This window comes from Streptomyces lancefieldiae, assembly GCF_031845825.1.
Taxonomy (GTDB): domain Bacteria; phylum Actinomycetota; class Actinomycetes; order Streptomycetales; family Streptomycetaceae; genus Streptomyces; species Streptomyces lancefieldiae.
Genome location: NZ_JAVRFH010000044.1, coordinates 1 through 26,039, shown reverse-complemented (window position 1 = coordinate 26,039; position 26,039 = coordinate 1). Strand labels below are relative to the sequence as shown.

Here is a 26,039-nt window from a genome sequence, read left to right as displayed (position 1 = left end):
GGTGGGATGTCCCCGGCGCTCGGGTCGCCACGGCGGACACACCTCGGGGCCGGAGCTCTCCCGAGCCCCGGCCCCGTACGGGTGGTGGTGCCGGTCAGGCGGCGACGGCCTCGTCGGCGTGGCCGTGCAGCCGGGCGACGACCTCGGTCAGCTGGGCGGCGACCTCGGCGTCGTCCGCCGGGTGGATCTCGGCGAAGCGGGTCGCGGAACCCGGGATGGACAGCTTGACGTCCTCGATCACCTTGCCGCCGGCGATGCCCACGGCCTTGCGGGTGTCGTCGTGCGCCCACACACCGCCGTACTGGCCGAGGGCGGTACCGACCACGGCGGCGGGCTTGCCGACGAGGGCACCGGCGCCGTACGGGCGGGACAGCCAGTCGATGGCGTTCTTCAGGACGGCCGGGATCGTGCCGTTGTACTCCGGCGAGAGCAGCAGGAAGGCGTCGGAGGCCTGGGCCGCCTCACGCAGCTTCGCGGCGGCGGCCGGCACGCTGCCCTCGACGTCGATGTCCTCGTTGTAGAAGGGAACGTCGCCCAGTCCCTCGAAGAGCTGGACCTCGGCGCCCTCCGGGGCGACCCTGGCGGCCGCCTCGGCGAGCTGGCGGTTGTGCGAACCGGCGCGAAGGCTGCCGACGAGCGCAAGGATGCGGACAGACATGAGTACTCCCACTGCTGGAACAGACGCTGATGGAACGGGCAGGCACCGCTGAAACACGGCCGTTACGATCCGGACCGGGGTCCGTTTAATTTCTAACATCCCAAACGGACCGCGGTCCAGTTTTCTTCCCGGTGCTTTACGCTGGCTTCATGTCCGCCGCCCTGCCGCCCTTCCCGAAGCCCCAGGAGACCACCGGCCCGCCCGAGTTGCTGCAACTCGGCACGGGGATCGAGAAGGACGAGCCCTGCCTGCGCGCCGACGCCGCGCGCAACCGGGCCCGGCTGCTGGAGGCCGCCGCGCGGCTGATCGCCGAGCACGGCGCGGCCGGAGTCACCATGGAGGCGGTGGCCGCGGCGGCCTCGGTGGGCAAGGGCACCGTCTTCCGCCGCTTCGGCGACCGGACCGGCCTGCTCATGGCCCTCCTGGACCACTCCGAGAAGAAGTTCCAGGCCGCCCTCCTCGGCGGTCCGCCGCCCCTGGGACCCGGAGCCCCGCCCGTCGAGCGGCTGCGTGCCTTCGGCTGTGCGATGCTGCGCCGCTGCGTCGAGGAACTGGACCTGCAACTGGCCGCCGAGCCGAGCGCCGAACGCCGCTACACGGCCGCCCCGCGCCGCTTCCTGCGCGGCCACGTCGCCCTGCTGCTGCGCCAGGCGGTCCCGGACGCGGACAGCGAACTCCTCTCCCACACGCTGCTGGCCTACCTCGACGCCGCCCTGATCCACCACCTCACCGAGCAGTGCGGGGTGTCCCCGGCCCGGCTGGAGGCGGGCTGGCTCGACCTGGTCGCGCGAGTGACCCGCACCCGGCCCCCGGCCTGAGCGACCGCGCGGCGAGGAGACCGGCCACCGCGCGGACAGGGCGCGTCGCGTTCTCGTCCGGTCCGGACGACGTTCCCCCGCCTGCCACGACGACGTTCCCCCGCCCGCCACCCCGCATCCGGCCTCTGCCAAGATGCCGTACGTCATGGTGCAGATACCGAAAACGCCCGACCCCGCGTCCTCCTCGGCACCGCGCTCCGTCCCCACGAGCGCCGATGTGGCCCGCCTGGCCGGCGTCTCGCGCGCGACCGTCTCCTACGTCCTCAACAACACCAGCGCCGTCCGGATCAGCGAACCCACCCGCCGCCGCGTCCACGAAGCCGCCCGGGAACTCGGATACGTCCCGCACGCCGCGGCCCGCTCCCTGCGCGCCGGGCACAGCCGTCTGGTCCTGATGCCCGCGCCGTCCTTCCCCGCCGGCCCGCTCTACAGCCGGTTCCTCACCGAACTCCAGTGGGCCCTGGGCCGTCTCGACTACACCGTCGTCCAGCACGGCACAGTGGGCCTGCGCGGCGACGAGGCCGCCCGCGCCTGGGCCGAGATGCGCCCGGTCGCCGTCCTGGTACCCGGCTTCGACCTCGGTCCGCAGGGTGTGGAGGTCCTCAAACGCTCGGGCGCCCGCGCGGTGGTCACCCTGGGCCCCGAGGCCGTCGACGGTGCGCACGCCCTGCTCATGGACCACGAGGCCGTCGGCCACAGCGCGGCCCGCCACCTCTACGAACGCGGACGCCGCAGGATCGGCGTCCTCATCCCCGCCGAGGAGGGCCTGGAGGTCTTCTCGGCACCACGCCTCGACGGCGCCCGCCGCGCCGTCGAGGGCACCGACGCCACCGTCACGCGGGTGCCCCTCGCCTACGAGGAGCGGGACGCCGCCCGGCTCGCCGCCCGCTGGAAGTCCCTCGGCCTGGACGCGGTGTTCGCGTACAACGACGAGTACGCGATGCTGCTCATGCGGGCCCTGCAGGACGAGGGCCTCGCCATCCCCGGGGACACGGCCGTGATCGGCGCCGACGACCTGATGCTGGGGCGCCTGCTCCGGCCCCGGCTGAGCACCGTCCACCTGGAGCTGCCCTCCGGGCGGGACCTGGCCGCACTCGTCGACCGAGCGGTCCGCGACCCCGACGCCGCGCCCGAGCGGCACAAGGTGCTGGGCGCGGCGGTGGTGCACCGTGAGTCGAGCTGACCGGCGGACGGGCCCCTACCGGCCGTCCTGCCCGGCCTGACCCGCCCCCTGCGCCTGCTGCTCGGCGACCGCCTTGCGGACCTCGTCCATGTCCAGCTTCCGGGCCTGCCCGATGACATCCGTCAGGGCCTCCTCGGGCAGCGCGCCCGGCTGCGCGAAGACGGCCACCTGGTCCCGCACGATCATCAGCGTCGGAATCGACTGGATACCGAAGGCCTGCGCCAGTTCGGGCTGCGCCTCGGTGTCCACCTTGCCGAACACCAGGTCGGGATTGGCCTCGGCCGCCTTCTCGTAGACCGGGGCGAACTGCCGGCAGGGCCCGCACCACGACGCCCAGAAGTCGATCAGGACGAACTCGTTGTCGGTGACCGTCTGGTCGAAGTTCTCCTTGGTGAGCTCCACGGTGCTGCTCATGGCGTGTTCCCTCTTCCTGGGTTCGGTGGGCGAAGCCGTCGGCACAACACGGCCGACCTGATGGGTATTCCGCGCACGTACCCATGTGGCCACGCCGCACACCACCCACCACACTGAGCCCATGACGCAATCGGAAACCATCGCCTACGACGTCGTCGTGATCGGCGCGGGCCCCGTGGGGGAGAACGTCGCCGACCGTACCCGGGCGGCCGGCCTGTCCACGGCCGTCGTGGAGAGCGAACTGGTCGGCGGCGAATGCTCCTACTGGGCGTGCATGCCCAGCAAGGCCCTGCTACGACCGGTCCTCGCCCGCGCGGACGCCCGCCGGCTGCCCGGTGTGAGCCCGCTGGTGCGGGACCCCCTCGACGCCGCGGCCGTCCTCGCCCGCCGCGACGAGTACACCTCCCACTGGAAGGACGACGGCCAGGTCCAGTGGGTGCAGGGCATCGGGGCCGACCTGTACCGCGGCCAGGGGCGGCTTTCCGGCCCGCGCACGGTGGAGGTGGCCGCACCCGACGGCACCCGCCGGGTACTGACCGCCCGGCACGCCGTCGCCGTCTGCACCGGCAGCGCCGCCGCCCTGCCCGACCTGCCCGGACTCACCGAGGTACGCCCCTGGACCAGCCGCGAGGCCACCAGCGCCGAGAGCGTGCCCGGCCGGCTGCTCGTGGTCGGCGGCGGAGTCGTCGCCGTCGAGATGGCCACGGCCTGGCAGGCCCTCGGCTCCCGGGTGACGATGCTGGTGCGCGGTGAGGGAGGCCTGCTCGCCCGCATGGAGCCGTTCGCCGGCGAACTGGTCGCCGAGGCGCTCACCGAGGCCGGCGTCGACCTCCGCACCGGCACGTCCGTCGAGTCCGTCACCCGTAAGGACGGCACCGTCGTCGCCGTCACCGACACCGGGGACCGCTTCGAGGCCGACGAGATCCTCTTCGCCACCGGCCGCACCCCCCGCACCGGCGACATCGGCCTGGAGACCGTCGGACTGGAACCGGGCTCCTGGCTCCCGGTCGACGACAGCCTCCGGGTGGAAGGCCACGACTGGCTCTACGCCGTCGGCGACGTCAACCACCGCGCCCTGCTCACCCACCAGGGCAAGTACCAGGCACGCGTCGCGGGCGCCGCCATCGCCGCCCGCGCCTCCGGGGTGCCGATCCCGGAGTCCGACCCCTGGGGCGCGCACGCCGCGACCGCCGACCACGACGCCGTTCCCCAAGTGGTGTTCACCGACCCCGAGGCGGCCTCCGTCGGCCTGTCACTGGCCGAGGCCGAACAGGCCGGGCACCGTGTCCGCGCCGTCGACGTCGACCTCGCGACCGTGGCCGGCGCGAGTCTGTACGGCGACGGCTACAAGGGCCGCGCCCGCATGGTCGTCGACCTGGAGACGGAAACCGTCCGCGGTGTGACCTTCGTCGGCCCCGGCGTCGGCGAGATGATCCACTCCGCGACCGTCGCCGTCGTCGGCCAGGTACCCATCAGCCGCCTGTGGCACGCGGTGCCGTCGTATCCGACGATCAGCGAGGTGTGGCTGAGGCTGCTGGAGGCGTACCGGGACAACTGACGAGCACGCCGCCGCAGCCGTGGACATCCCGACGCCTCGGCTGCGGGCGGCGGTGCGCCGCAGCCGCACTCCCCCCGCCCCACTGACCTGGCCGGTGCATCAGACCGCCGGGCCCGGCAGGTCGAAACCCAGGGCCGCCGCCGCCCGCTCCGGCGTCGGCTGCCCCCACAGCTCGGCCATCGCGGTGTTCGACGCCAGTGACCGTGGCTCGGCCCGGTCCAGATACAGCGTGCCGTCGAGATGGTCCGTCTCGTGCTGCACGATCCGGGCCGGCCACCCCGCGAACACCTCGTCCACCGCCCGCCCCTGCTCGTCCCGCGCCAGCAGCCGCACCTCGGCATGGCGCGCCACCACCGCCTGCCAGCCCGGCACGCTCAGACAGCCCTCGAAGAACGCGGCCCGGCCAGGGCCGACGGGCGCGTACGACGGATTGACCAGCACCCGGAACGGCTGCGGCACCCGCCCCCGGGCCACCCGCACCTCCTCCGGCACCGGCGCCGGGTCCTCGATCACCGCGATCCTGAGCCCCACCCCGACCTGCGGCGCGGCGAGGCCCACGCCCGGCGCCGCGTGCATGGTGACGCGCAGCGCCTCGACGAACCGCGCCAGCAGCCCCGGCGCCAACTGCCCGTCGAAGGGCTCGGCCGGACGCCGCAGCACCGGATCCCCGGCCGTGACGATCGGCAACGGGCCGCCGACGGCCAGCAGTTCCTCGACCCGCTCGGCAAGGGCCGCGCGATCACTCGGAGTTCCCATCCCGCCAGCATGGCACGGCGTACGGCCGCCACGTACGGGCGAGGGGGTGGGGGGGGGGCCGGGTCCGCCCCCCCCCCACCCCCGTGACCACCGCGTCGTCGCGCCCGCTCAGACCTCGGTGAAGTCGCCCGCCAGGGCGGAGGCGATCCGCAGATGCGAGTCGGCCTCCGCCTGACGGCCCTGCCGCTCGAGGGTGCGGCCCAACAACAGCCGCGCGTAGTGCTCCACCGGATCACGCTCGACGAGGATGCGCAGTTCGGCCTCCGCCCGCCGCAGTTGGGCCGAGTGGTAGTAGGCGCGTGCCAGCAGCAGCCGCGGTCCGGTCTGCTCGGGCACCTCGCCGACCAACCCGCTCAGGACACGCGCCGCGGCGGCGTAGTCCTTGGCGTCGAAGAACATCCGCGCGCGCTCCCAGCGCTCCGCCGGCGTTCCGTGGTCGTAGTACGTCGTTTCCACTCGTGACCTCCTTCGGGCACTGCAACCACGCCATGTGGTTGAACATTCCACCACTGTGGGGAACGGTGCCACGACTGTCGGTGGAACGGGTGGAGGTCGGTCTGACGCGAGGGGCCGTCCGGGTCTAGGTTGGCCTTCATGAGCAACCTTGATCGTGAGGCGGTTCCCGCCCTGTGCGGCGGCCGTGGCTTCGTGGTGGCGGAGCCCGTGCGTGAACTCCTCAGCCCTCGCCACGTCAAGCTCGGCGAGTCCACCGAGGTCCGCCGGCTGCTGCCCAACCTGGGCCGGCGCATGGTCGGCGCCTGGTGTTTCGTCGACCACTACGGCCCCGACGACATCGCCGACGAGCCCGGCATGCAGGTGCCGCCGCATCCGCACATGGGCCTGCAAACGGTCAGCTGGCTGCACGAGGGCGAGGTGCTGCACCGCGACTCCACCGGCAGCCTGCAGACCATCCGTCCGCGCGAGCTGGGCCTGATGACCTCCGGCCGCGCGATCAGCCACTCCGAGGAGAGCCCACGGTCGCACGCCCGCTACCTGCACGGCGCGCAGCTGTGGGTCGCCCTCCCGGACGCCCACCGCCACACCGACCCGCACTTCGAGTACCACGCCGAGCTGCCCCTCGTCACCGCGCCGGGCCTGACCGCCACACTTCTCCTCGGCACCCTCGACGGCACCACCTCGCCGGGCACGACGTACACGCCCCTCGTCGGCGCCGACCTGACCCTCACCGGCGGCACGGACGTACGCCTCCCGCTGGAACGGGACTTCGAGTACGCCGTCCTGTCCATGTCCGGCGAGGCCCACGTCGACGACGTGCCGCTCGTCCCGGGCTCGATGCTCTACCTCGGCTGCGGTCGCGACGAACTACCGCTGCGCGCCGACTCCGACGCGAGCCTGATGCTGCTGGGCGGCGAGCCGTTCGAGGAGGAGCTGATCATGTTCTGGAACTGGATCGGACGCTCCCAGGAGGAGATCGTACAGGCCCGCCGGGACTGGATGGAAGGGTCACGTTTCGGGGAGGTCAAGGGGTACGACGGGGCTCCGCTGCCCGCACCCACGCTACCGGCAGTCCCGCTGAAGCCTCGTGGAAGGTCCCGTTGACCTGCAGAAATGCCCACGCGCGGCAGCTGATGAGTGGCAGGCGCTCCTGGTGTCGCCCTCCAGGACGACAATCGCTGGCGGGAGGGCACCTCAGCGGATCGCAGGGCTGAATCACCGTGGAGGGCGATTCCGAAGTGTGCCCATCCGTGGGCGGCTGTGGCAGGACACTTGCTGACCTCATGCTGACTTTCCTGACACATCGTCAGGTGGGCCCTATGTGGTCTGACCGTCATTCTGACGAGCGGCGTGGTCTTGCAGTGCAAGTCTCGCTGTCAAGCGAAGGCCGACTCGGGAGCCTCCTGACTCCGCCAGGGCGGAGCGTCAGGCCTCCGCTGCATGGCGTTGTAGAGAGGTGACAAGACGGACGTCGTTCACTGGTTCCACGCGGGCAGAGAGGGCGATCGAGAGCGCCAGTGGGTGGGTCCTTTGGGTGCTGCCCGTGTCGTGCCTCATCGGTCTGTGACGTTGATGAGCATCTCCATGGGTACCTCCTGGGAAGCGTAGCAGGCCAGTCAGTGACCTGCGTCTTTGCTGGTCAGAGTGGGTGGGAGCGGTTTCCGATCTTGGCGCTCCGTGACGGCTTGGAGCGGGTTCTGGCGGTACTGATGCTGACTCAATGCTGACTTTGGTGACGGCCCGTCAGGCCCGTCGGACGGTCGGGGGCGGCTTGGTCGATCCCTGCTGTCGCAGTATCGGGCTTGCGGCAGCGAACGTCACGCGCGAGAACGGCATGGGCGCGCCCAGGTCCCGCAACGGGTTGTGCCGGATGTCGGCGACTTGTGGGCCTTGGCCAGCAGGTCGCTGGTTGAGCTGGTCACCCCTGGTGGACTGTCCAAGCATGTTTTGACGTGAGTGTGCGCCGTGGTCGGGGAACCGTCCAGGTAGTACTTCAACTGGAAGATCCGCACCCGGACCCGCGCGTGGCCTTGATGCCGATGCCCTGGTCCCCGCCGCACCCGTGAACCACCTCCGCACGCGGACGCGTCATACAAGCGGTGCACCAGCGCTGCGACGATCCCGTCGAACCCCGTCTGCCCGACCCGGTCCAACTCCACCGCCACAAAACGTCCGGCCTTCGCACCTTGCCCTTGGTGATCCCACCCAGCGCTGCGCCACGCCTGAGAGACCCACCGGGTTTTGGCAGCGCTGCCACCTGTCGGGCCGGGGCAGGTCCCCGTGTCACAGCGTCGCCTTCTGGTGTCGTGTAAGGAGGGTGATGCAGAAAGGTCTACTGTGGGTGCGTTGGCAGAGTCCACGAGTAGCCCGCGATGCTCAGGGTGATTTTGCTGGGGAGGTGACTCCGTGATTCTGCGACGACTCGGTCGGCGGCTTTCTCCAGGCTCGGCCAGATGGCGCGGAGGGCCATGCGGCGGGCCGGAGTGCCCAGCGATGCGGTGTCCGGGGCGAAGACAGCCTGGTCGAGGAGCGTCATGAAAGGGCACCGGATCGGTTTCCGGGCCCAGCAGCGACTGCGGCTGCTTTCAGGTCTCCCCGTGTTCGATGGTGCGTTCGAGCTGGCGCATTTGTTCATGCAGGTGCGCCTCGTCGGGTTCGAGCTGGTTGATGAGGCGTTCGAGGGCGGTTTCGGCCCGATATCTCACCGACCGTGCAGCCACCCAGCGGCAGCTCGAACCCCTTTTCCTGGTCAATGCACCGGCCGGCGACACTGAGCCCTTTCCATCGTGATTAGGTGGCGAGTTCGAGGGCGACGACGGCACGGACGACGGCGGTGATCCGGGTGGTGTTGCAGCGGAGCTTCCGCAGGAGCCGCCAGCATTTGAGGGGGGCCATGGCGCGTTCGCCGAGGCTGCGGATGTTGGCGTGATCTCGGTTGTGACGCCGGCACCAGCCGCGCAGATCCTTGCCCCGGAACGGGACGCGGACAGCAGGGCCTGCGCCCTGATACGCCTTGTCCGCCCAGCTCTTGATGGCGTCGGCGGCGAAAGCGGCGGGAATGCCGTGGGTCCGGGCCGCGGTCAGATCATGCACGGCCCCGGGTAGCGCGTCCGAGGCCCAGACCAGACGGCCGGCCGGATTTGCGAGCACTTGCACGTTCAAGCCGTGGTGCTTCTTCTTCCCCGAGTAGTACGGGCGGTCGGCGGCGATGCCGTCGATCGGCAGCACGGTGCCGTTGAGGATCACGTAGGCCTTCTTCCGGACAGTCGTCATGGCCTGTTCCAGCGTGGGCGCGAGGGCGGCCAGGAGGTCGACGGCCTTGCGTATGTAGCGGTAGGCCGTGGCAGTCCCTATCCGGAAGCCTGCGGCGAGGCGCGCGTAGGTGTCGCCGCAGCGCAGGTGTGCCAGAACGAGCAGGGCCTGCCGACCGCAGGCCAGGCGACGCCACCGGGAACCGATGCAGCGGCGGCGACCTGCGAGAAGACCGGAGAGGTATTGCAGGGTGCGGCTGGACAGATCGATGCCGGACGGGTGGGCAAGCACGCGAAAGCACCTGGCGGACTGGTGATCTCGGTCGTGAACCCGTCTACCAGCAGCTTTCTTCATGTCCGCGGCCGGGGCCCGCCCGTCCAACCACCCGTCAGGTTGGAACGGCTCCGTGTCAAAGCCGCCCTCGCGAAGGGTGTGCGTCCCTCTCGGGATCGACATCTTCGACCACGAGGCGGCACGGGGCTGGGGGGCGCTTGTCCAGGGCACCCAGAACCACGACGACGACCATGCCGTCGGGGTCGTCGCTGGTGTAAAAGTAGCCAGGGCGTAATGGTCGCCGTCGCCGGCGAGGGGCCGCTCCAATGATCGCGTGGCCTCGTCCGTCGGCGGCGGGCCCAGTTCAGGGTCGAGACTGATGGCGCCGTTGCGGGTAGCCGCGGTCGATGAGCCAGGACTGCGCCGTTGCGGGCAGCAGCAGCGGAGCCTGCTCGAAGCTGAACGTCTGCTTCTCGTAATCCCGTTGCAGATGTACGGCGAGCACCTGGGGCATGCCGGGGCCCCAGGTGGCAACGCGGTCGAACAGCGCGTAGTTTCTCTGCACTTCACTCTGCGGGGTGAACAGATGTCAGAAGTCACACCCCCACAAGCAGATCCGGGCGCGCGTCGAGCTCGTCCCGTCCGTATGAAGTGTGGAAGTTCCTGCGTGACTGCCGCCTCAAGGAGGATGGCGTCCACCCCACCATGCTCGGCATCGCCCACCGGCACAAACGTTACTCTCGCTGGATAGGAGCGTGTCCCCTGCGCAGGAACCTCCTCCAACCGCACCGGAGATAATTTACAGGACAGCCTGCAAAGTCTGTCGCCCAACGCGGAATGATCTTCTAAGGGAGGCTTGAAGGCCCCACTGAAATGATGAGGATCGGTGCACAATCGGGCAGTTGGCCTTGTTCCGGGTGGCCAGATCCTGTTGTTATCGCGGTTGCGCAACAGGCTTTGGAACTTCGTAGATTTGTCTTGAAACGATCTTTTCCCAGCTGGGTCAGTGATCTTAGCTCGATCAGGACCAGTGACTGTGCATTGCCTTGATTCAGGAAGCCGGACGGCAACCTGGCTGGGCAGGAAGGGAGAGGAAGGGCATGTCGGGATACGGCAGAATAATCGGCATTCAGAGATTGAGGCGAGCCACGGCAGCGACGGCTTTCATGGTGGTGGTCGCCGGTGGCGTGGCGCCTGCTGCGGCTGACACTCCGAGCGAGATCGAGACGCCGGCCGTCGATACCCGGACGTCTAGCTCCAGGCCCGTGACGCCGGAGGTGACGCCGGGATCCGACCAACCGATCACGCAACCTCAACCGCAAGGGGCACGCGCGAAGCTCACCGCCGGATCACCAGAAAGCTGCAGCGAGCCCAACGAAGAAGGTACCTTCGGCTGCTTTAGGATCACCTCAGACGCAAAACGGCCAGCACGCACAGGCGGCAAAATGGGAGTTGCCGCAGGCGTTGCGCCGCCTCAATGGTGCGAACAAAGCACAGGTACCCCTCTGGGTCATCGCACCGCAGTCTGCCAAGTGAACGTCGGCGTCTACACAACTTACAAAAGGGTGGACAATACAGTAAGTGTCAGCGGTTCGGCCAACCTCTTGGTCATCAATTATAGCTACGGCGACACGGGGATCCCAACTATCGCCCATCAGATCGACATCTCAGCATACTCAGGCTGGGGAGAGGCCCTGAAAGGCATCATCAAGGCCCAGGCCGACACTCCCAGTAGACAGGAGGAAGAGCTGGAGGGAGTGGAAGACGAGGATCTAAGCGATTGTACCGTCGAAAGCTCCTCTTTTCCAGCTAAGGCGATTTCGCCGCTGAATTCCTGGGGTACTGGCGAGTCATTCTTCGACTCCAACGCCACCACCTCAGGCGATGTGGCACTCTGCGCCACTCGGTGGAATATCACCATTGCGAACGGTGGCCAGGCTCCCGTCAAAGCTGCCTACAAGCTCAAGCAGTTCCGCTGCGACAACGCTACGGCCGGCCGCCCCAATGCAGGATGCGTCGTCCCATGGTTCCCCTCTCTCCTGACCTATAGCAAGACGTCGGCACCCGATCTCGTTCGGCACGTGACTCTTGCCCAGCAATCAGGCTTGCCGGGCGCGACATACGAGGCTCCTCTGGAGAGGAGTACCAACGAGATAGTGAACACCAGAAACCGAGACCTCGCCTGCGGCGACGCGCCCAGCATCGTGGGCAAGAGCTGCGATGAATACCCGTTCGCAACCACACTCAACGGCCTAATTAACATGCTCCCCCCACGCATTCGACGCACCTTCGCCGATTGCGATCTTCCGAACATCCCATCTGGAACTACCGGCCCGAAGGCGGTGAGCATCTGCATGATCCCCGTGGCAGATCAGAACTATCAGGGTGGCAAAAACACTCAGTTCTACCGAGCCGAGCGTATGCTTCACGGGGACCCCTTTAGGGTCGGTACTGTGGCGTGAATAGTTGTGTGCAACCTCCACGCTGACGCGACACCAGCTTACGGGAGAGCTATGGCCAACCAAGTGTTCGTCAACGAAGGGACCTTCGGGGTCCTGGACCATGGAGAGATTCCCGTCGAGACGGCGAACTTCTCCAACGGTTTGGTCGCCCCGATGGCTGCCGGAGCCCTCATCCTGACTGGGATCAACACCGGCTACGTCAACGTTGAAACAAGCGTTGTGGACAGGTGCCCCGACGTAGACACGGATGGCTGGGAGGAGGTCATGGAGATCAGCGTCAACGCTCCTGCTGGTGACCTGAAGGTCGAGTCGCTAGAGCGCGGTCCCGATATGAACTCGCAGCAGTTGCTCAGCCCAATGGGGTCTGCTTGGTACAGGCTTCGAGTGCATACGCGAGGTCGCGAGGTCATGCGCGACAAGGTGAGTCTGGAGCCGGTCGAGGACTACCTACTCATCGTGTGGCCTGCGCCTCCGACGAACGCAACTGTTCTCCGCTCTGGAGCATAGGGCCGCCCTCCGCGGCAGTCACAACTCGCCGTCATCGAGCTGCCATGACTCGTGCAGCTCCAGCAGTTCGACGACGGGCTGCCCAGTGAGCTCTTTCCAACCTGTCGGATCGGGTAAGGGCCCGCAGAGAATCAAGGTGTTGCTTCCCGCGATGCGGCTCGTTGTTGTGGTATGAGCGTCTCCGACAAGGTTCGCAGTCAACTCGCTGTGAGATTCGAGGTGTTGTTCCCACACTTCGACGAACGGCAGCGGCGGCTGATGATGGGGGCCGAAGCAGGGATCCTGGGCCACGGCGGTATCCGGGCGGTCGCGCGGGCGGCCCAGGTCAGCGAGACGACGGTCCGCAAGGGCGTGGACGAGTTGGAGACCGGCGAGGAACCCCTGGGCCGGGTGCGCAGGCCCGGTGGTGGCCGGAAGAGGTCCGCGGATCTTGATCCGGGGCTGCGGCCCGCGCTGCTGGCCCTGGTGGAACCCGACGAACCGGGTGATCCGACGTCGCCGCTGCGCTGGACGGTGAAGTCGACCTGGAGCTTGGCGGCGAGCTCACCGGTCAGGGGCACCGGGTGAGCGCGGACACGGTCGGGGACCTGCTGCGGGAGGAGGGCTTCAGCCTGCAGGCCGGCGCCAAAACCCTCGAGGGCAGGCAGCACCCGGACCGCGACGCCCAGTTCCGCTACATCAACGAGCAGGCCAGAGGACACATGGGCGCCGGTCAGCCGGTGATCAGCGTGGACACGAAGAAGAAGGAACTCGTCGGCGACTACAAGAACGCGGGCCGTCAGTGGCGGCCGGCCGGTGAGCCGGTCCTGGTCAAGACGCACGACTTCTTGGGCCGGCAGGGACCGGGCAAGGCGATCCCCTACGGGATCTATGACATCGCCGCGAACACCGGCTGGGTTACCGTGGGCACTGATCACGACACCGCCGCGTTCGCCGTCGCCTCCATCCGCCGCTGGTGGCAGGCCCGGGGCCGGCACGACTACCCGGCCGCCACCCGTCTGCTGATCACCGCGGACGCGGGCGGGTCCAACGGCTACCGCACCCGCGCCTGGAAGACGGAACTCGCAGCCCTGGCCGCCGAGACGCATTTGGACATCACGGTCTGCCACATGCCGCCGGGCACTTCGAAGTGGAACAAGATCGAGCACCGGCTGTTCTCCCACATCTCCATGAACTGGCGCGGCCGCCCGCTGACCAGCCACGACGTCGTCGTGAACAGCATCGCGGCGACCACCACCCGCACCGGGCTGACCGTCCACGCCGAACTCGACCCGGGCACCTACGACACCGGCATCAAGGTGACCGACAGCGACATCGACGCTCTGCCCATGCACCGACACCGTTTCCACGGCGACTGGAACTCCACCCTCCACCCCCGACCTCACGACACCACCAGCGCAGACACGGCCCCACGGCTGGCCGGCGACCCGCCCCCACAGCCTTGCACCGGGTGTCTGCGCAACCCGGAGCTGACCGGCATGCTCGAACCGGCGCTGGACGAACTCATCAGCCAACTGGCCAGGAAATTAGATGAGTTACGTGAGCAAGGACGGCTCCGGCAGCGAGGAGGCGAACGTATCCGTGCCCGGGGCGCTGGGGCCAAGGACAAGCTGACCACCGCCGACAGAGACCTGGTCACCGTGCTCTACCTGCGCAAACTCGGCACCCGCGACCTCCTCGCCCAGCTCTTCGGAGTCAACACCAGCACCCTCACCAGGGCCGTTCACCAAGTCCAGCCCTTCCTGGCCGAGCACGGCTACACCATCCCACCCTCGACAGCCAGATTCCGGACACCTGCTGACGTCACCGCGTTCCTCGCCAACAGCAACCCCACGAAGATCAAACCAACATGTTGATTCTCTGCGGGCCCTTTAACGAGCTCGTGCAAGGTAGGCGATGAGGCGTCGAGCTTGTGATCGTCATCATGGTCGTGTGGTGGGGAATGCGTCTCGTGCAGCGATCATCAGCGACCGGAGGATCACGGGCCTGTCGGCCGAGGTGATCGCTGCACTCGTGGCTGTGCTGGGACCGTTGTGGCATGAACGGCACCAGGCCAGGCTTGCGTCCCGGCCGCGGAAGCGTGCTGTGGGCGCGGGTGCGAAGCACCGGTTGGTGTTCGTCGACTGGCTCCTGGCCACCCTCGTGCACCTCCGACACGGGGTCACGCACGACGTGCTGGCCTGCTGGTTCGGAGTGGACCGCTCCACCATCACCCGCGCCATCGGCGAGGTGCGGCCGCTGCTCGCCGAGCGAGGATGCACGGTGAGCCCTGGCCTTCGACTACGGACTCTGGCCGAGGTCATCGATCACCTCGGTGCCAGCGGGAAGACCGGGATCATCGACGGCACTGAGATCCGGGTCCGCCGGCCGGCCGCCGGACGCAAGGACCGGGACGCGTTCATCTCCGGCAAGAACAAGCAGAACGCGGTCAAGACCATGGTGGTCACCGACGAGGACGGGCGGCTGTTGTTCTGCAGTCCGGCCAAGCCCGGCAGCTGCGCGGACATCACCCACGCCCGCCAGTCCTCTGGCGGGGGAGGCGTCAACCGTGAAGCAACTAAATGAAATCAGCACTCTTACCTGGTAAAGTCGCAGGTTAAGAAGTATGAACCTTGCGCTCGCGGGGATGCTCCGACCAAGAGGGCCGACACCTTCGCGGTGTCGGTGTGGACCCCGCGCTCGCGGGGATGCTCCACGGGTCGCGGTGGTGACGATGACCATCGTGCCGTGGACCCCGTGCTCGCGGGGATGTTCCGAACGCGTCAAAGTCCGCGGCCTGGTCGAGGGGGTGGACCCCGCGCTCGCGGGGATGCTCCGATGCCTAACAACGGCATCATCACGGGGTCCAAGTCGACCCCGCGCTGGCGGGGATGCTCCGGCCATGCCGCACCGCGACACCGTGAACGCCATCGGTCCCACCCTGTGGCGAAGTTCCCGCGGAGACGGAGCCTTGCGGGCGTAGAACCTGGAGACGCTTTGCGGGAAGGAGATCGTGCACATCACCGACTTGTCGTCACCCCGTTCCAGCAGTTGCAGGACACTGGGCGTTGCTGCAGTTCACGACGTGTTGTCAGTGGCGGCCGCTACGCTCTGACGCTCAGTTCTGGTTGAGCGCGGGGTGGGGCTTGGTGGACGTTGAAAAACCGGGGCAGCGTTACGAGCCGTTGGTGGTGAGGGCGCTGGAGACGTTGTGGGGGAAGTCGCGGGAGCGGGCTGGGGGCCGTACGCATCTTCTGCTGGCGCACCTTTTGGACACTGCGGCCGTGGCGGAGTTGCTCTGGGACGGTTTTCTCGCGTGTTCGACGAGGTCGTCGCTGGATGGCATCGCGGGTGGGCCGGGACGTGGGCGGAGGCTGTTCGCTTGGTTGTGCGGGGTGCACGATTGCGGGAAGGCGACGCCGGTCCACCAGAGGCTGTGGCCGGAGGGCGCGGAAGCTGTGCGTCGGGTGGGCCTGACGTGGGTGGAGACGGCTGCTGTGGCGGGGGTGAAGCGTCAGAAGCGGTGGCGTCATGACTGGGCCGGCGGGCTGATGGCGCGAGAGCTGCTGGCAGAGGCTGGGTGGGATGCGGAGCAGCTGGACTGGGTGTGGCCGTTGATCGCCGGTCATCATGGTGCCTTTCCTTCTCTGAGAGATGTACAGGAGCCCGGGCCGGCGAAGGGGCAGTTGCGGGGGAGGGGAGCGTGGCGTCAGGTTCAGCGAGCCGTGCTCGATGTTTTCACTCACGAGGTCGGGTTCGAGGCGCTTGGTGGGGTGGAACCTGTGGGGGTTCCGTCCCGAGCGCTGCAGCTGCAGCTCAGCGGTCTGGTGGTCATGGCGGACTGGATCGCGAGTGACGAGCGCTTCTTCGTGGGGCTGGATGATCTTCGGCTGGTGAGTCTGGATGCTTCGCGTGAGCGCGCGGCGTCGGCGTGGAAGGCTCTGGGGCTGCGGGGAGGCTGGGGGGCTCTGGGGGTGCCCGGGCCCGAGGCGTTTCGGGACCGGTTCGGTTACGTGCCGCGGCCCTCGCAGGCGATGGTGATTGACGTGGTCCGTCGGATGGGCGGTCCTGGCATTGTGGTGGTCGAGGCGCCGATGGGTGAGGGCAAGACGGAGGCCGCTCAGGCTGCGGCCGAGGTGCTGGCGGCCAGGTTTGGTGCCGATGGTGTGTTCGTGGGGATGCCGACCCAGGCGACCAGCGATCCCATGTTCACCCGCACACGCCAGTGGGTGGAGGCGATCGACGAGCGGTTTGCCTCCCGGGTGGTGCTACTGCACGGCAAGAGGGCGTTCAACCGGGAGTGGAAGGCTCTGCTGGAGAACGCGGGAGAGCACGCGGACGAGATGTTCTGCGGGGTCGACGAATTCGGGCTCGATGATGACCCGTACGGCATCGAACCTGAGGTGCGCGGTGTGCCGGAGCGGCAGGCACCTGCGGAGTGGTTTCTGGGGGCGAAGCGTGGGCTGCTGGCCCCGTTCGTCGTCGGGACCGTCGATCAGCTCCTGTATGCGGCTACCCGTACGCGGCATGTGATGCTGCGGATGGCGGGCCTGGCCGGGAAAGTCGTGGTTCTGGACGAGGTACACGCGTGCGATGTGTACATGAGTCAGTTTCTGTGCGAGGCGCTGCGCTGGCTGGGCCAGGCGGGGGTGCCGCTGATCGTGCTGTCGGCGACGCTGGCCCCGGCGCAGCGCCAGGCCCTGGTCGAGGCGTACCTGGCGGGCGCGGCCTCGCGCGAGGAACTGCGCGTCGAAGTGCCTGCCCCGCCGGGGTATCCGAGCGCGACGGCTGCATGGCTGTGGGCTACGGGGGAGCCGCGATTCCATGTGGATGCGGTGGGTAGTTGGCGTGCGGACCTCAACGTGGCGGTGCACGTCATACCCGAGGCGGTGCCTGGTGGGCGTTGCTCGCGCCTGGAGCGGGAGCGGTTGCAGGGCGCAGCGGATGCGCGTGTGGCGGACCTGCTGGCGACCGAGCTTGCCGATGGAGGGACTGCGCTTGTCATCCGTAACACCGTTGCCCGGGCGCAGAGCCTCTACGAGGAGCTGCGCGGCCGGTTCGGTTCGCAAGAGGTGCGGCTGCTGCATGCCCGTTTCACGGTGGCGCGACGGGCCGACCTGACGGAGGAAAGTCTGCGCCTGCTGGGCCCGCGGACGCCCCGGCCTCGGAGTGGCCGGCTGATCCTGGTGGCGACTCAGCTTGCCGAGCAGTCCTTCGATGTCGACGCCGATCTGCTGGTCACGGACCTGGCCCCCGTCGATCTTCTGTTGCAGCGTGTGGGACGGCTGCACCGGCACGAGGACACCTGGCGCCCGGACCGGCTGCGCGCGCCGCGGGTGTTCGTGACCGGTTTCGAGCCGCGCGAGGGACGCGAGCCGGCGTTCGTGTTCGCCAGCGAGAAGATCTATGGGCGTCATCTGCTGTTGCGGACCGCTGCTGTGCTGCCTGACGCGGGCGGAACGTGGTCCGTTCCGTCGGACGTGCCCGCCCTGGTGGAGACGGTGTACGGGGCGGATATTGCGCTGCTTCCCGAGGCCTGGCGGGAGGCCGGTGAGGCCGCCCGCCGGGAGCAGGAGGACCGGGACCGTGCCCGCGCGGAGGTGGCACGGCAGTACCTGCTGACTCCGCATGGTGAGCATGAGCGGCGGACGCTGGCGGGTCTGCACTACGGGGGATCCGCTGCGGGAAGTGATGAGTCCTGCCTGCAAGCTGCGGTCCGCGACGGTGACGAGTCCGTCGAGGTCGTCCTGGTGGTGCGGGAGGGGGATGATGCGGCCTTCCGGACACTGGCCGGGCGTGCCTTGAGCGTCAATGGCGATGTGGCGCCGGATGTGCTGGACGAGGTGCTGGGCTCGGTGGTGCGGTTGCCGGCGAAGTTCACGGAGGCCGCTGCCACGTTGAGGCCGCTGCCCGGATGGCACGGGCATCCGTGGTTGCGCCGAAGTCGTGCTCTGGTACTGAGCTCGTCGGGCAGGACCGCACTGGGCGACTTCACGGTGTCGTACGACGACGAGTTCGGGCTCCGGCAGGTGTAGAGGGGCTGTGTCGGCTGCGTGGTCGAACTTCGTCTCAAAGGGGTGTGGTGAGCCGCCGGGCTAGTGCCCGGCGGCTCGGTGTCCCCGCGTGGCGCGGGGTCGAGGTGATTCCCGATCCACTGTGCAAACGGAGAAGGGGATCATCCCCGTCGACCGGCTCTGGCAGGCCGGTGGACGGGGTCAACACCTGGATTGTTGCACCGGGTTGTGAAGAAACGGTGCGCGCGTCTCGGCGGCACTGTTAGCGTTCTAAACGTAGAAGCTTCCATGAGGGGGGAACTGATGACTCATGGCTTTTCCTTGACGGATGATCCCTGGCTGTGTTTACCACCGGCCGCGGGGGGCCCGGCACTGGAACGCCCGCTACGTACTGCCTTGCTGGAGGCTCACGAGTTCGGCGACTTGGTGGTGGAGGTTCCCACCCAGCGGCCGGCTGTGTTCCGGCAGGTCCTGCTGGCCGTGGTCCTCGACGCTGTGGGGCGTCCGGCCGACGAGCGTGAGTGGATGAGCTGGTTCTCGGCGGGTCGGTGGTCGATGGAACAGCGGGCACGGCTTGAAGACTATCTGGACGCGCACCGTGGGCTGTTCGATCTCTTTGATCCGGTGCAGCCTTTCGCGCAGGTCGCCGGGCTGCATACCGCCAAGGGCGAGACGAAGAACGCCGGACTGATCGTCGCGACCGCCGCGACCGGTAACAACGTGCCCCTTTTCGCATCCCGTACGGAGGGCGACGCCTTCTCCCTGACACCGGCCCAGGCGGTGCACTGGCTGCTGCACACGCACTGCTGGGACACTGCGGCGATCAAGACGGGTGCGGTGGGTGACCCGAAAGCCAAGGCGGGCAAGACCACCGGAAACCCCACCGGGCCGCTCGGTCAGATGGGCGTCACTTTGCTGGTCGGTACGACTCTGTTCGAGACGCTGCTGCTGAACCTTCCGGTGGGGGCACCGCCAACGTCGGCCGACCTGCCGCAGTGGAGGAGGCGCGAGCCAGCAGATCCGCGGTCGGCCGCCACCCCAGGGTGGCAGGAGCGGGCTCCCGAGGGACTCCTGGATCTGTGGACCTGGCAGTCCCGCCGGATCCGGCTCTTGCCGGAGATGACCGGTGAGGGAGTGCGGGTGACGCGCGTTCTGGTCGTCGCCGGGGACCGCATGCCGCACACCCCGGAGACCGAGCCGCACACCATGTGGCGCCTGGAGCCGACCGGCGGCCGGAGTGCGGGCCGGGGCAAAGGGGGTGCCGCGCCGCCGCGCCGGCCGTTGCGTCTGCAACCCGGGAAGGCCGCGTGGCGCGGGCTCGATGCGCTCCTGGCACCGGAGAGGCAGTCTCGGGAGGCCGGGGAGAAGACAAGCGGGTTCGCCACAAGCAAGCTTTTGGACCAGACCGGTGCCCTGGCATTCGATCTCGGCGAGTCCTATCCGCTGCGCGTGGAACTCTCCGGCGTCGCCTACGGCAATCAGTCGGCTGTTGTCGACGATGTCATGTTCGACGCCCTGCCCCTCCCGCTCGCCGCGCTCGACGCCGGCAGCGATGTCCGGGCCGCCGTCCTCGAAGTAGCGGAACAGGCAGAGCAGCTGGCCACGGCCGTCAACTATCTCTCGGCTGATCTACGGCGTGCTCTGGGGACTGAACCGATCCCCTGGGACAAGGGACAGCGCCCCGGCGAGATTGTCCTGCACGCCCTGGACCCACTGGTGCGGCGGCTGCTGTCGGGGATGCGGGCCGTGGAGGACCTGGAGCGGATCGAAGCTGGACAGCTCGCCTGGGAACAGCTCGCCTGGCGCCGGAGCTGGGATGTCGCTGACCGCCTGCTGCAAGCGGTACCCGTCGGAGCATTCGCGGGAAGAAGCGTCTCGCAGGGGGAGGGGAAGCCCGAGCGGACACACAGGGTCTCGCTGGCCGAGGCGTCGTTCCTCAAACGCCGTGCGGAGATCCTCCACCGTGCAGCTGCCGTCCGGCGGGACTCCCCGGCCCCTGGCAGCCAGTAGGCGACCGGGCGCCGCGCGAGGCGCCCCGCCCTTCACCACGCCCCGGCCGGGGGTATCCGGCCATGCCCCTTCGAGGCGCCGGTACCTACACGACTTCTGTCACACAGAGACCCTCATCACGTCTGGACACGGCCATGACCGAAGAACACCCCACCAAGCAGCGCATCTGGCACCGCTACATCGCCGCGGACGGCACCTGGCGCCGCAAGAGCGGCACCGCGGCCACGCAGCGCCCGCCCGGGGAGGACCTCGCCGTTCTCCGCCGGGGCCTGGGCCGGCCTGCCGGGACGGTGCTGGAGATGTTTCCGTTCTACACCTGCCCGGTCGATGACTTCGCGGCCCGTCGCGGGGAGGTCTCGGCCGAGCAGGAGGCCGAGCACATCGCCCTCGCCCTCTACGGGCTGCACCAGCAGAGCCGGGAGACGCCGATGCACCGCGACGGAGTCAGCCTCGGCCGGGCCATGCTCGTACTGCGGCGCCATGACCGCACCAGCGACGAGGCCGTCGACTCCCGCTTCCAGCAGACGTTTTCCGCCACGTCGACGGCAGCGCTGCAACTGCGCCTGCGTGGCCTGGTCACCCAGCTCAAGGACATCAAGCAGCCCCTCGACTACGACCGTCTGACTGCCGACCTCCACGACTGGAACCGGCCCGAGTCCCGCTCCCGCGTACGCCGTCGCTGGGGCCTGGACTACTACGGCTGGACCCAGCAGGCAACGGCCTCCCGATCCGGCAGCTGACCCCCGCCGCCCGACGTCCGCAGATGGCCTCCTCCACACCGGCGACCACTGCGGACCCTGCGACCACCGTTCACTCACATGACCTGGAGCAACCTCATGACCCAGCACCTGTACATCGACGTGCACATCATTCAGAGCGTCCCGCCCGCCAACCTCAACCGGGACGACCAGGGGAACCCCAAGGAGGCCATCTACGGTGGAGTCCGCCGCTCCCGGGTCTCCTCCCAGGCATGGAAGCGGGCGACCCGCCGGCATTTCGATACCCAGGCTCCCGAATCCGACCGGGCCACCCGCACTAAGCGCCTCACCAGCGAACTCGTCAGCCGTATCCGCCGGAACACCGGCCTGGACCGCGAGCCCGCCGACCGGATCGCCGCGGCCCTGCTCGCCCAGCTCGGTCTGAGCCAGGGCAAGAAGGCCGGCGACACCGCCTATCTCCTCTTCTACGGCAACGCCCAGCTCGACGCCGTGGCCGACCTCGTGACGGACCGTGCCACCGACCTCGCCACGTTGGACGAGAAGACGCTCACCGAAGCCGTGAAGGAGTTGCCCGTCGCGGAATCCTTCCAGACCGGACACCCCGTGGGCGTCGCCCTGTTCGGCCGCATGGTCGCCGACATCCCGAAGCTGAACGTCGACGCCGCCGTCCAGGTGGCCCACGCGCTCTCCACCCACGAGACGCAGCTGGAGTTCGACTACTTCACTGCAGTCGACGACCAGAACGAACGCGACGAGACCGGCGCCGGCATGATCGGCACGATCGGCTTCAACTCCGCCACCCTCTACCGGTACGCCACCGTCGGCTTCGCCCAGCTCACCGACAACCTCGGCGGCGACACCGAAGCGGCCCTGGACGCCCTCGACGCCTTCGTCGACAGCTTCGCCCTCTCCGCCCCCACCGGCTACCAGAACTCCTTCGCGCACCGGACCCGGCCCAGCCTCCTCGCCGTCGTCGTCCGCACCGATCAGCCCGTCAACCTCGTCTCCGCGTTCGAGGAGCCCGTCGCGGCGGAAGCCGGCATCCAGGCCACCTCCGCCCGCCGCCTCGCCGAGGAGTACCTCACCGCAACCCAGGTCTGGGGAGACACCCCCCTCTACGCAGCGGCCAGCCACACCTTCACCGCCCGCGAACCCCGCACCAAGGACACCACCGAAACCCTCACCCAGGCATTCGGTGAATCCGTCCCCTTTGCCGACCTGCGCACCACCCTGCGCTCCCGCATCACCACCGCCCTGGGGGCCCAGGCATGACAGCCTCCAGCCCCACTGCCGTCCTTGTGCTGCGGCTCGCCGCCCCGCTGCAGTCCTGGGGCGACCGCAGCACCTTCAACCGACGCGAAACCCGTCCCGAACCCACCAAGTCAGGAGTCGTCGGCCTGCTCGCCGCAGCCGCCGGCCGCCCGCGTCACGCCGCCCTGGACGACCTCGCCGGGCTCGGACTCGGAATCCGCATCGACCAGCCCGGCACCCTCCTGCGCGACTACCACACCGTCAGCGACTACCGCGGCCAGCCGCTGCTGTCCGCCGCCGTGACCGCCAAAGGCCGGCAAAAACCCACCTCACCGGCCAAGCACACCCACATCACCCAGCGCTTCTACCTCCAGGACGCCATCTTCCTCGCAGCCGTCGAAGGCCCCCGAGCACTCATCACCACCCTCGAACACGCCGCACGCCACCCTGCCTTCCCCCTCGCCCTCGGCCGCCGCTCCTGCGCGCCCGCACAGCCCCTGGTCCTGGGACAGCGCACCGGCTCACTCGAGGACGTGCTGCGCGCGGAGCCCTGGCAGGCATCCCCGGCCATACGCAGGCGGTGGGGACGCGAGAACGGCAACGCCGCCCACGTCAACCTGTCCGCCACCCTCGACGACCCGGCCGGAGACGACGTCCGCGACGACGTACCCCTGTCCTTCGCCCCCACCAGCCGCACCTACACCACCCGCCGTATCCGGCACACCTACCTCGCCGCCCCCACCGGCCTCACACCTGACCCCGACCGGCCTCCGACCAACGGCGGCCATGACCCCTTCGCCCTCCTCGGCTGGTGACCCGTCATGCCTTACCTCTCCCGCATCCGCATCAACCCCCTGCGCGCCGAGAGCCGCACTCTCCTCGCCAGCCCCCGTGCCATGCACGCAGCGGTCCAAGGCGGCCTGCCGGGCCTGCCCGCACAGGAACGCACCCTGTGGCGGCTCGACGCGGACAACCCCCACCGGCCGCAGCTGTTCGTCCTCACCACCGACAAGCCGGACTGGACCCACCTCGTCGAACAGGCCGGATGGCCCGGCGCCGACGGCGAGCACTACGCCATACGCGACTACGCACCCCTCCTGCAACAACTCGCACCGGGTCGCAGCTTCGCCTTCCGCCTGACTGCCAACCCCGTCCAGAACACCAACCGACCCGACAAACCCACCCCACGTCAGCAGGAACGACTCGACGCCGGCGAGCGGCGCAGCTTCCGCATCGGCCACCGCACCGCAGCCGCCCAGCTCACCTGGTTCCTCACCCGCACCGCACGCTGGGGCTTCGACATCCCCACCGCCCCCCACCTCGACGCCACCCGAGACACCAGCGGCAAACCACCCCGCGACATCCGCATCACCACCCGCCAGCGCCGCTCCTTCGGCAAAGGAAACCTCACCGCCAAAGAAGCCCAAGTCGTCATGCACGCAGTGACCTTCGAAGGAAGCCTGCGCGTCACCGACTCAGCCCTGCTCACCGAACGCCTGCTGGCGGGCATCGGCCCCACCAAGGCATACGGCTGCGGACTGCTCACCCTCGCACCGCTCCCCGGAAGGGCATGAACACCCGTGCCCGACATCTGGTGGAAAGCCGACCCCCAGGACCTGCACCGCCTCGTCGACCGCGTCTCCAGCGTCTACGTCGAGCGCAGCCACCTGGACCGCGACGAGAACGCCGTCGTCATCATCAACAAAAAGCAGACCGTCCGGGTCCCCGCAGCCATGGTGGCCGTCATGCTCCTCGGACCCGGAACCCGCGTCACCCACGGAGCCATCCGCCTGCTCGCCGACTCCGGCACCACCGTGTGCTGGGTCGGCGAACAAGGCGTCCGCATGTACGCGGCCGGCCTCGGCCCCAGCCGCGGCGCCGGCCTCCTGCACCGCCAGGCATGGCTCGTCACCCGCCCCAAAGAACGCCTCGCCGTCGCCCGCGCCATGTACAGCATGCGCTTCCCCGGCGAAGACGTCTCCGCTCTCACCATGCAGCAACTCCGCGGCCGCGAAGGCACACGAGTCCGCAAGATCTACCGCGCCCAGGCAGAACGCACCGGCGTCCCCTGGAACGGCCGCGTCTACAAAGCCGGCGACGCCTTCGCAGCCGGCGACGACCTCAACCGCCTCCTGTCCGCCGCAAACGCCGCCCTCTACGGCATCTGCCACGCCGTCATCGTCGGACTCGGCGCCAGCCCCGGACTCGGCTTCGTCCACACCGGTAAAGCCACCTCCTTCGTCCTGGACATCGCCGACCTGTACAAGGCCGAATACACCATCCCGCTCGCCTTCGACCTCACAGCACAAGGACTCACCGAGGAACGCGACGCACGACTCGGCCTCCGCGACCTCATCGCCCGCGACAAACTCCTCACCCGCATCGTCACCGACGTCAAAACCCTGCTCACTCCCGAAGGCACAGACTTCGAGGACACCGAAGCCAACCTCCTCTGGGACGAACACATCGGCGCCGTCCCCGGCGGCACCAACTACGCCAACGACGCAGACCTCTCGGCACACGGGATGACCGACAACCACATCGCAGTCATCGGCCCCGACCTCAACGACTCCGAAGCTGCCTCATGACCGTCATCATCCTCGTTGCCGCCCCGGAAGGACTTCGCGGCCACCTCACCCGCTGGATGGTCGAGGCCAGCGCCGGCGTATTCGTCGGCAACCCCAGCCGCCGCATCCGCGACCGCCTCTGGGAACTCCTGGCCACCCGCATCGGCGACGGCCAGGCCATCCTCATCGAACCCGCCGCCAACGAACAGGGATGGGCCGTGCGCACCGCAGGCCGCGACCGCTGGCAGCCCGTCGATTTCGACGGCCTCATCCTCTCCGCCCGCCCCAAAAAACAACTGAATGAAAACAGCCACCCCGCCCGATAAAGCCCCAGCTCAGCAAGTGTCGACCCCGCGCCCGCGGGGATGCTCCTCCACACCGTGGGTCGCGGCCGGCCTGGCCGTTGTCGACCCCGCGCCCGCGGGGATGCTCCGCCCAGCACATTGACGCGCTCTTGAAGCTCAAGGTCGACCCCGCGCCCGCGGGGATGCTCCTCAGGATCGTAACCCCTCCGGGCCCCTAGTTGGGTCGACCCCGCGCCCGCGGGGATGCTCCGCGGAAGTCCTCCACCCCGTCGGCGTCGGATCTGTCGACCCCGCGCCCGCGGGGATGCTCCGGAGAAGACTCCGGGTTTTGGTGCAGTCGGCGGGTCGACCCCGCGCCCGCGGGGATGCTCCGCTGCGGGAGATCATCACCCTGCGGTACTGCACGTCGACCCCGCGCCCGCGGGGATGCTCCGCCCCGACCGGGCCTGGGTCGGGGCTTCGTCGTGTCGACCCCGCGCCCGCGGGGATGCTCCGGGTGACGCCACGCTGATGGGGATGATCGTCGGGTCGACCCCGCGCCCGCGGGGATGCTCCGTCCGGGTCGCTGTAGGCCCGGAACGCAGGAAGGTCGACCCCGCGCCCGCGGGGATGCTCCGCAGATGGTGGCGCAGATGTCCGAGGAACAGAAGTCGACCCCGCGCCCGCGGGGATGCTCCGGCGTAGGCCCGGCCCTGGAGGGGTGGCAGAGAGTCGACCCCGCGCCCGCGGGGATGCTCCGACGAGCGCGCCGCCCTCTGAGACGGGCGCGGGGTCGACACTTGCTGAGCTGGGGCTTTATCGGGCGGGGTGGCTGTTTTCATTCAGTTGTTTTTTGGGGCGGGCGGAGAGGATGAGGC

At 68.8% G+C, this 26,039-nt stretch carries 21 protein-coding genes, 2 pseudogenes and 1 CRISPR repeat array; of the genes and pseudogenes, 17 read left to right on the top strand and 6 right to left on the bottom strand.

Features of this window, described 5'->3' with window-relative positions; genetic code table 11:
* Window positions 1-94: 94 nt before the first annotated feature.
* Window positions 95-658 carry an NAD(P)H-dependent oxidoreductase gene (locus RM812_RS31330; protein WP_311580085.1) on the bottom strand — a complete coding sequence of 188 codons (564 nt, stop codon included), beginning with the start codon at window positions 656-658 and terminating at the stop codon, window positions 95-97.
* Between the two features lie 149 nt (window positions 659-807).
* On the opposite strand from RM812_RS31330, the gene RM812_RS31325 reads away from it, so the two are divergent.
* Window positions 808-1,476: a TetR/AcrR family transcriptional regulator gene (locus tag RM812_RS31325; protein WP_311580082.1), complete on the top strand. Its 669-nt coding sequence runs from the start codon at window positions 808-810 to the stop codon at window positions 1,474-1,476.
* A 145-nt stretch (window positions 1,477-1,621) separates the two neighbouring features.
* Window positions 1,622-2,659, top strand: a complete 1,038-nt coding sequence (locus RM812_RS31320; RefSeq protein ID WP_311580079.1) for a LacI family DNA-binding transcriptional regulator — start codon at window positions 1,622-1,624, stop codon at window positions 2,657-2,659.
* A 15-nt stretch (window positions 2,660-2,674) separates the two neighbouring features.
* Here RM812_RS31320 and trxA read toward each other — a convergent pair whose 3' ends face one another.
* Window positions 2,675-3,073, bottom strand: a complete 399-nt coding sequence (trxA, locus tag RM812_RS31315) for a thioredoxin (RefSeq protein ID WP_311580076.1) — start codon at window positions 3,071-3,073, stop codon at window positions 2,675-2,677.
* A 121-nt stretch (window positions 3,074-3,194) separates the two neighbouring features.
* Between trxA and RM812_RS31310 the strand changes: the two genes are divergently transcribed.
* Window positions 3,195-4,631, top strand: a complete 1,437-nt coding sequence (locus RM812_RS31310; protein WP_311580073.1) for a dihydrolipoyl dehydrogenase family protein — start codon at window positions 3,195-3,197, stop codon at window positions 4,629-4,631.
* Window positions 4,632-4,730: 99 nt separating this feature from the next.
* Here RM812_RS31310 and RM812_RS31305 read toward each other — a convergent pair whose 3' ends face one another.
* Together RM812_RS31305 and RM812_RS31300 are read right to left on the bottom strand one after the other, a co-directional pair.
* Window positions 4,731-5,387, bottom strand: coding sequence for a peptide deformylase (locus RM812_RS31305; RefSeq protein ID WP_311580070.1), 657 nt, complete (start codon window positions 5,385-5,387; stop codon window positions 4,731-4,733).
* Window positions 5,388-5,495: 108 nt separating this feature from the next.
* Complete coding sequence (locus RM812_RS31300; protein WP_311580068.1) at window positions 5,496-5,843, bottom strand: tetratricopeptide repeat protein; 348 nt, start codon at window positions 5,841-5,843, stop codon at window positions 5,496-5,498.
* A 138-nt stretch (window positions 5,844-5,981) separates the two neighbouring features.
* Here RM812_RS31300 and RM812_RS31295 point away from each other — a divergent pair, with 138 nt between their 5' ends.
* Window positions 5,982-6,947: a pirin family protein gene (locus RM812_RS31295; RefSeq protein WP_311580063.1), complete on the top strand. Its 966-nt coding sequence runs from the start codon at window positions 5,982-5,984 to the stop codon at window positions 6,945-6,947.
* A 1,686-nt stretch (window positions 6,948-8,633) separates the two neighbouring features.
* On the opposite strand, the gene RM812_RS31290 is transcribed toward RM812_RS31295, so the two are convergent.
* Together RM812_RS31290 and RM812_RS31285 are read right to left on the bottom strand one after the other, a co-directional pair.
* On the bottom strand, window positions 8,634-9,386 hold the full coding sequence (locus RM812_RS31290; RefSeq protein ID WP_311580060.1) for a transposase family protein: 753 nt from the start codon (window positions 9,384-9,386) through the stop codon (window positions 8,634-8,636).
* Window positions 9,387-9,732: 346 nt separating this feature from the next.
* Window positions 9,733-9,933 (bottom strand): hypothetical protein, encoded by a 201-nt coding sequence (locus RM812_RS31285; protein WP_311580057.1) that lies wholly within the window; start codon window positions 9,931-9,933, stop codon window positions 9,733-9,735.
* A 40-nt stretch (window positions 9,934-9,973) separates the two neighbouring features.
* Between RM812_RS31285 and RM812_RS31280 the strand changes: the two are divergent.
* From RM812_RS31280 to cas2e, 13 genes and pseudogenes are all read left to right on the top strand, one after another.
* Window positions 9,974-10,119: pseudogene (locus tag RM812_RS31280) on the top strand (IS5/IS1182 family transposase); the annotation flags it as partial.
* Between the two features lie 781 nt (window positions 10,120-10,900).
* The gene (locus tag RM812_RS31275; RefSeq protein ID WP_311580054.1) at window positions 10,901-11,830 is read left to right on the top strand and encodes a NucA/NucB deoxyribonuclease domain-containing protein; all 930 of its coding nucleotides are present in this window, start codon (window positions 10,901-10,903) and stop codon (window positions 11,828-11,830) included.
* Window positions 11,831-11,893: 63 nt separating this feature from the next.
* Window positions 11,894-12,337 (top strand): hypothetical protein, encoded by a 444-nt coding sequence (locus tag RM812_RS31270; protein ID WP_311580052.1) that lies wholly within the window; start codon window positions 11,894-11,896, stop codon window positions 12,335-12,337.
* A 171-nt stretch (window positions 12,338-12,508) separates the two neighbouring features.
* Window positions 12,509-14,193, top strand: a pseudogene (locus RM812_RS31265) (ISAzo13 family transposase).
* A gap of 229 nt (window positions 14,194-14,422) precedes the next feature.
* Complete coding sequence (locus RM812_RS31260; protein WP_311580049.1) at window positions 14,423-14,902, top strand: transposase family protein; 480 nt, start codon at window positions 14,423-14,425, stop codon at window positions 14,900-14,902.
* 563 nt (window positions 14,903-15,465) lie between these two features.
* Complete coding sequence (cas3, locus tag RM812_RS31255) at window positions 15,466-18,351, top strand: CRISPR-associated helicase Cas3' (RefSeq protein ID WP_311580046.1); 2,886 nt, start codon at window positions 15,466-15,468, stop codon at window positions 18,349-18,351.
* Between the two features lie 267 nt (window positions 18,352-18,618).
* Entirely contained in the window at window positions 18,619-20,340 is a 1,722-nt protein-coding gene (gene casA / locus RM812_RS31250) for a type I-E CRISPR-associated protein Cse1/CasA (RefSeq protein WP_311580043.1), read from the top strand.
* A 134-nt stretch (window positions 20,341-20,474) separates the two neighbouring features.
* Entirely contained in the window at window positions 20,475-21,080 is a 606-nt protein-coding gene (gene casB / locus RM812_RS31245) for a type I-E CRISPR-associated protein Cse2/CasB (RefSeq protein WP_311580040.1), read from the top strand.
* A gap of 96 nt (window positions 21,081-21,176) precedes the next feature.
* Window positions 21,177-22,331 (top strand): type I-E CRISPR-associated protein Cas7/Cse4/CasC, encoded by a 1,155-nt coding sequence (cas7e, locus tag RM812_RS31240; protein WP_311580181.1) that lies wholly within the window; start codon window positions 21,177-21,179, stop codon window positions 22,329-22,331.
* Window positions 22,328-23,125 (top strand): type I-E CRISPR-associated protein Cas5/CasD, encoded by a 798-nt coding sequence (gene cas5e / locus RM812_RS31235; protein WP_311580037.1) that lies wholly within the window; start codon window positions 22,328-22,330, stop codon window positions 23,123-23,125. The genes cas7e and cas5e overlap by 4 nt, the downstream gene beginning before the upstream one ends.
* A gap of 6 nt (window positions 23,126-23,131) precedes the next feature.
* On the top strand, window positions 23,132-23,884 hold the full coding sequence (gene cas6e / locus RM812_RS31230; RefSeq protein WP_311580035.1) for a type I-E CRISPR-associated protein Cas6/Cse3/CasE: 753 nt from the start codon (window positions 23,132-23,134) through the stop codon (window positions 23,882-23,884).
* Between the two features lie 6 nt (window positions 23,885-23,890).
* Window positions 23,891-24,898 (top strand): type I-E CRISPR-associated endonuclease Cas1e, encoded by a 1,008-nt coding sequence (gene cas1e, locus RM812_RS31225; RefSeq protein WP_311580032.1) that lies wholly within the window; start codon window positions 23,891-23,893, stop codon window positions 24,896-24,898.
* Complete coding sequence (gene cas2e / locus RM812_RS31220; protein ID WP_311580029.1) at window positions 24,895-25,203, top strand: type I-E CRISPR-associated endoribonuclease Cas2e; 309 nt, start codon at window positions 24,895-24,897, stop codon at window positions 25,201-25,203. The genes cas1e and cas2e overlap by 4 nt, the downstream gene beginning before the upstream one ends.
* Before the next feature lie 18 nt (window positions 25,204-25,221).
* Window positions 25,222-25,921: direct repeats of the CRISPR family, unit length 29 nt; unit sequence GTCGACCCCGCGCCCGCGGGGATGCTCCG.
* Between the last annotated feature and the right edge of the window lie 118 nt (window positions 25,922-26,039).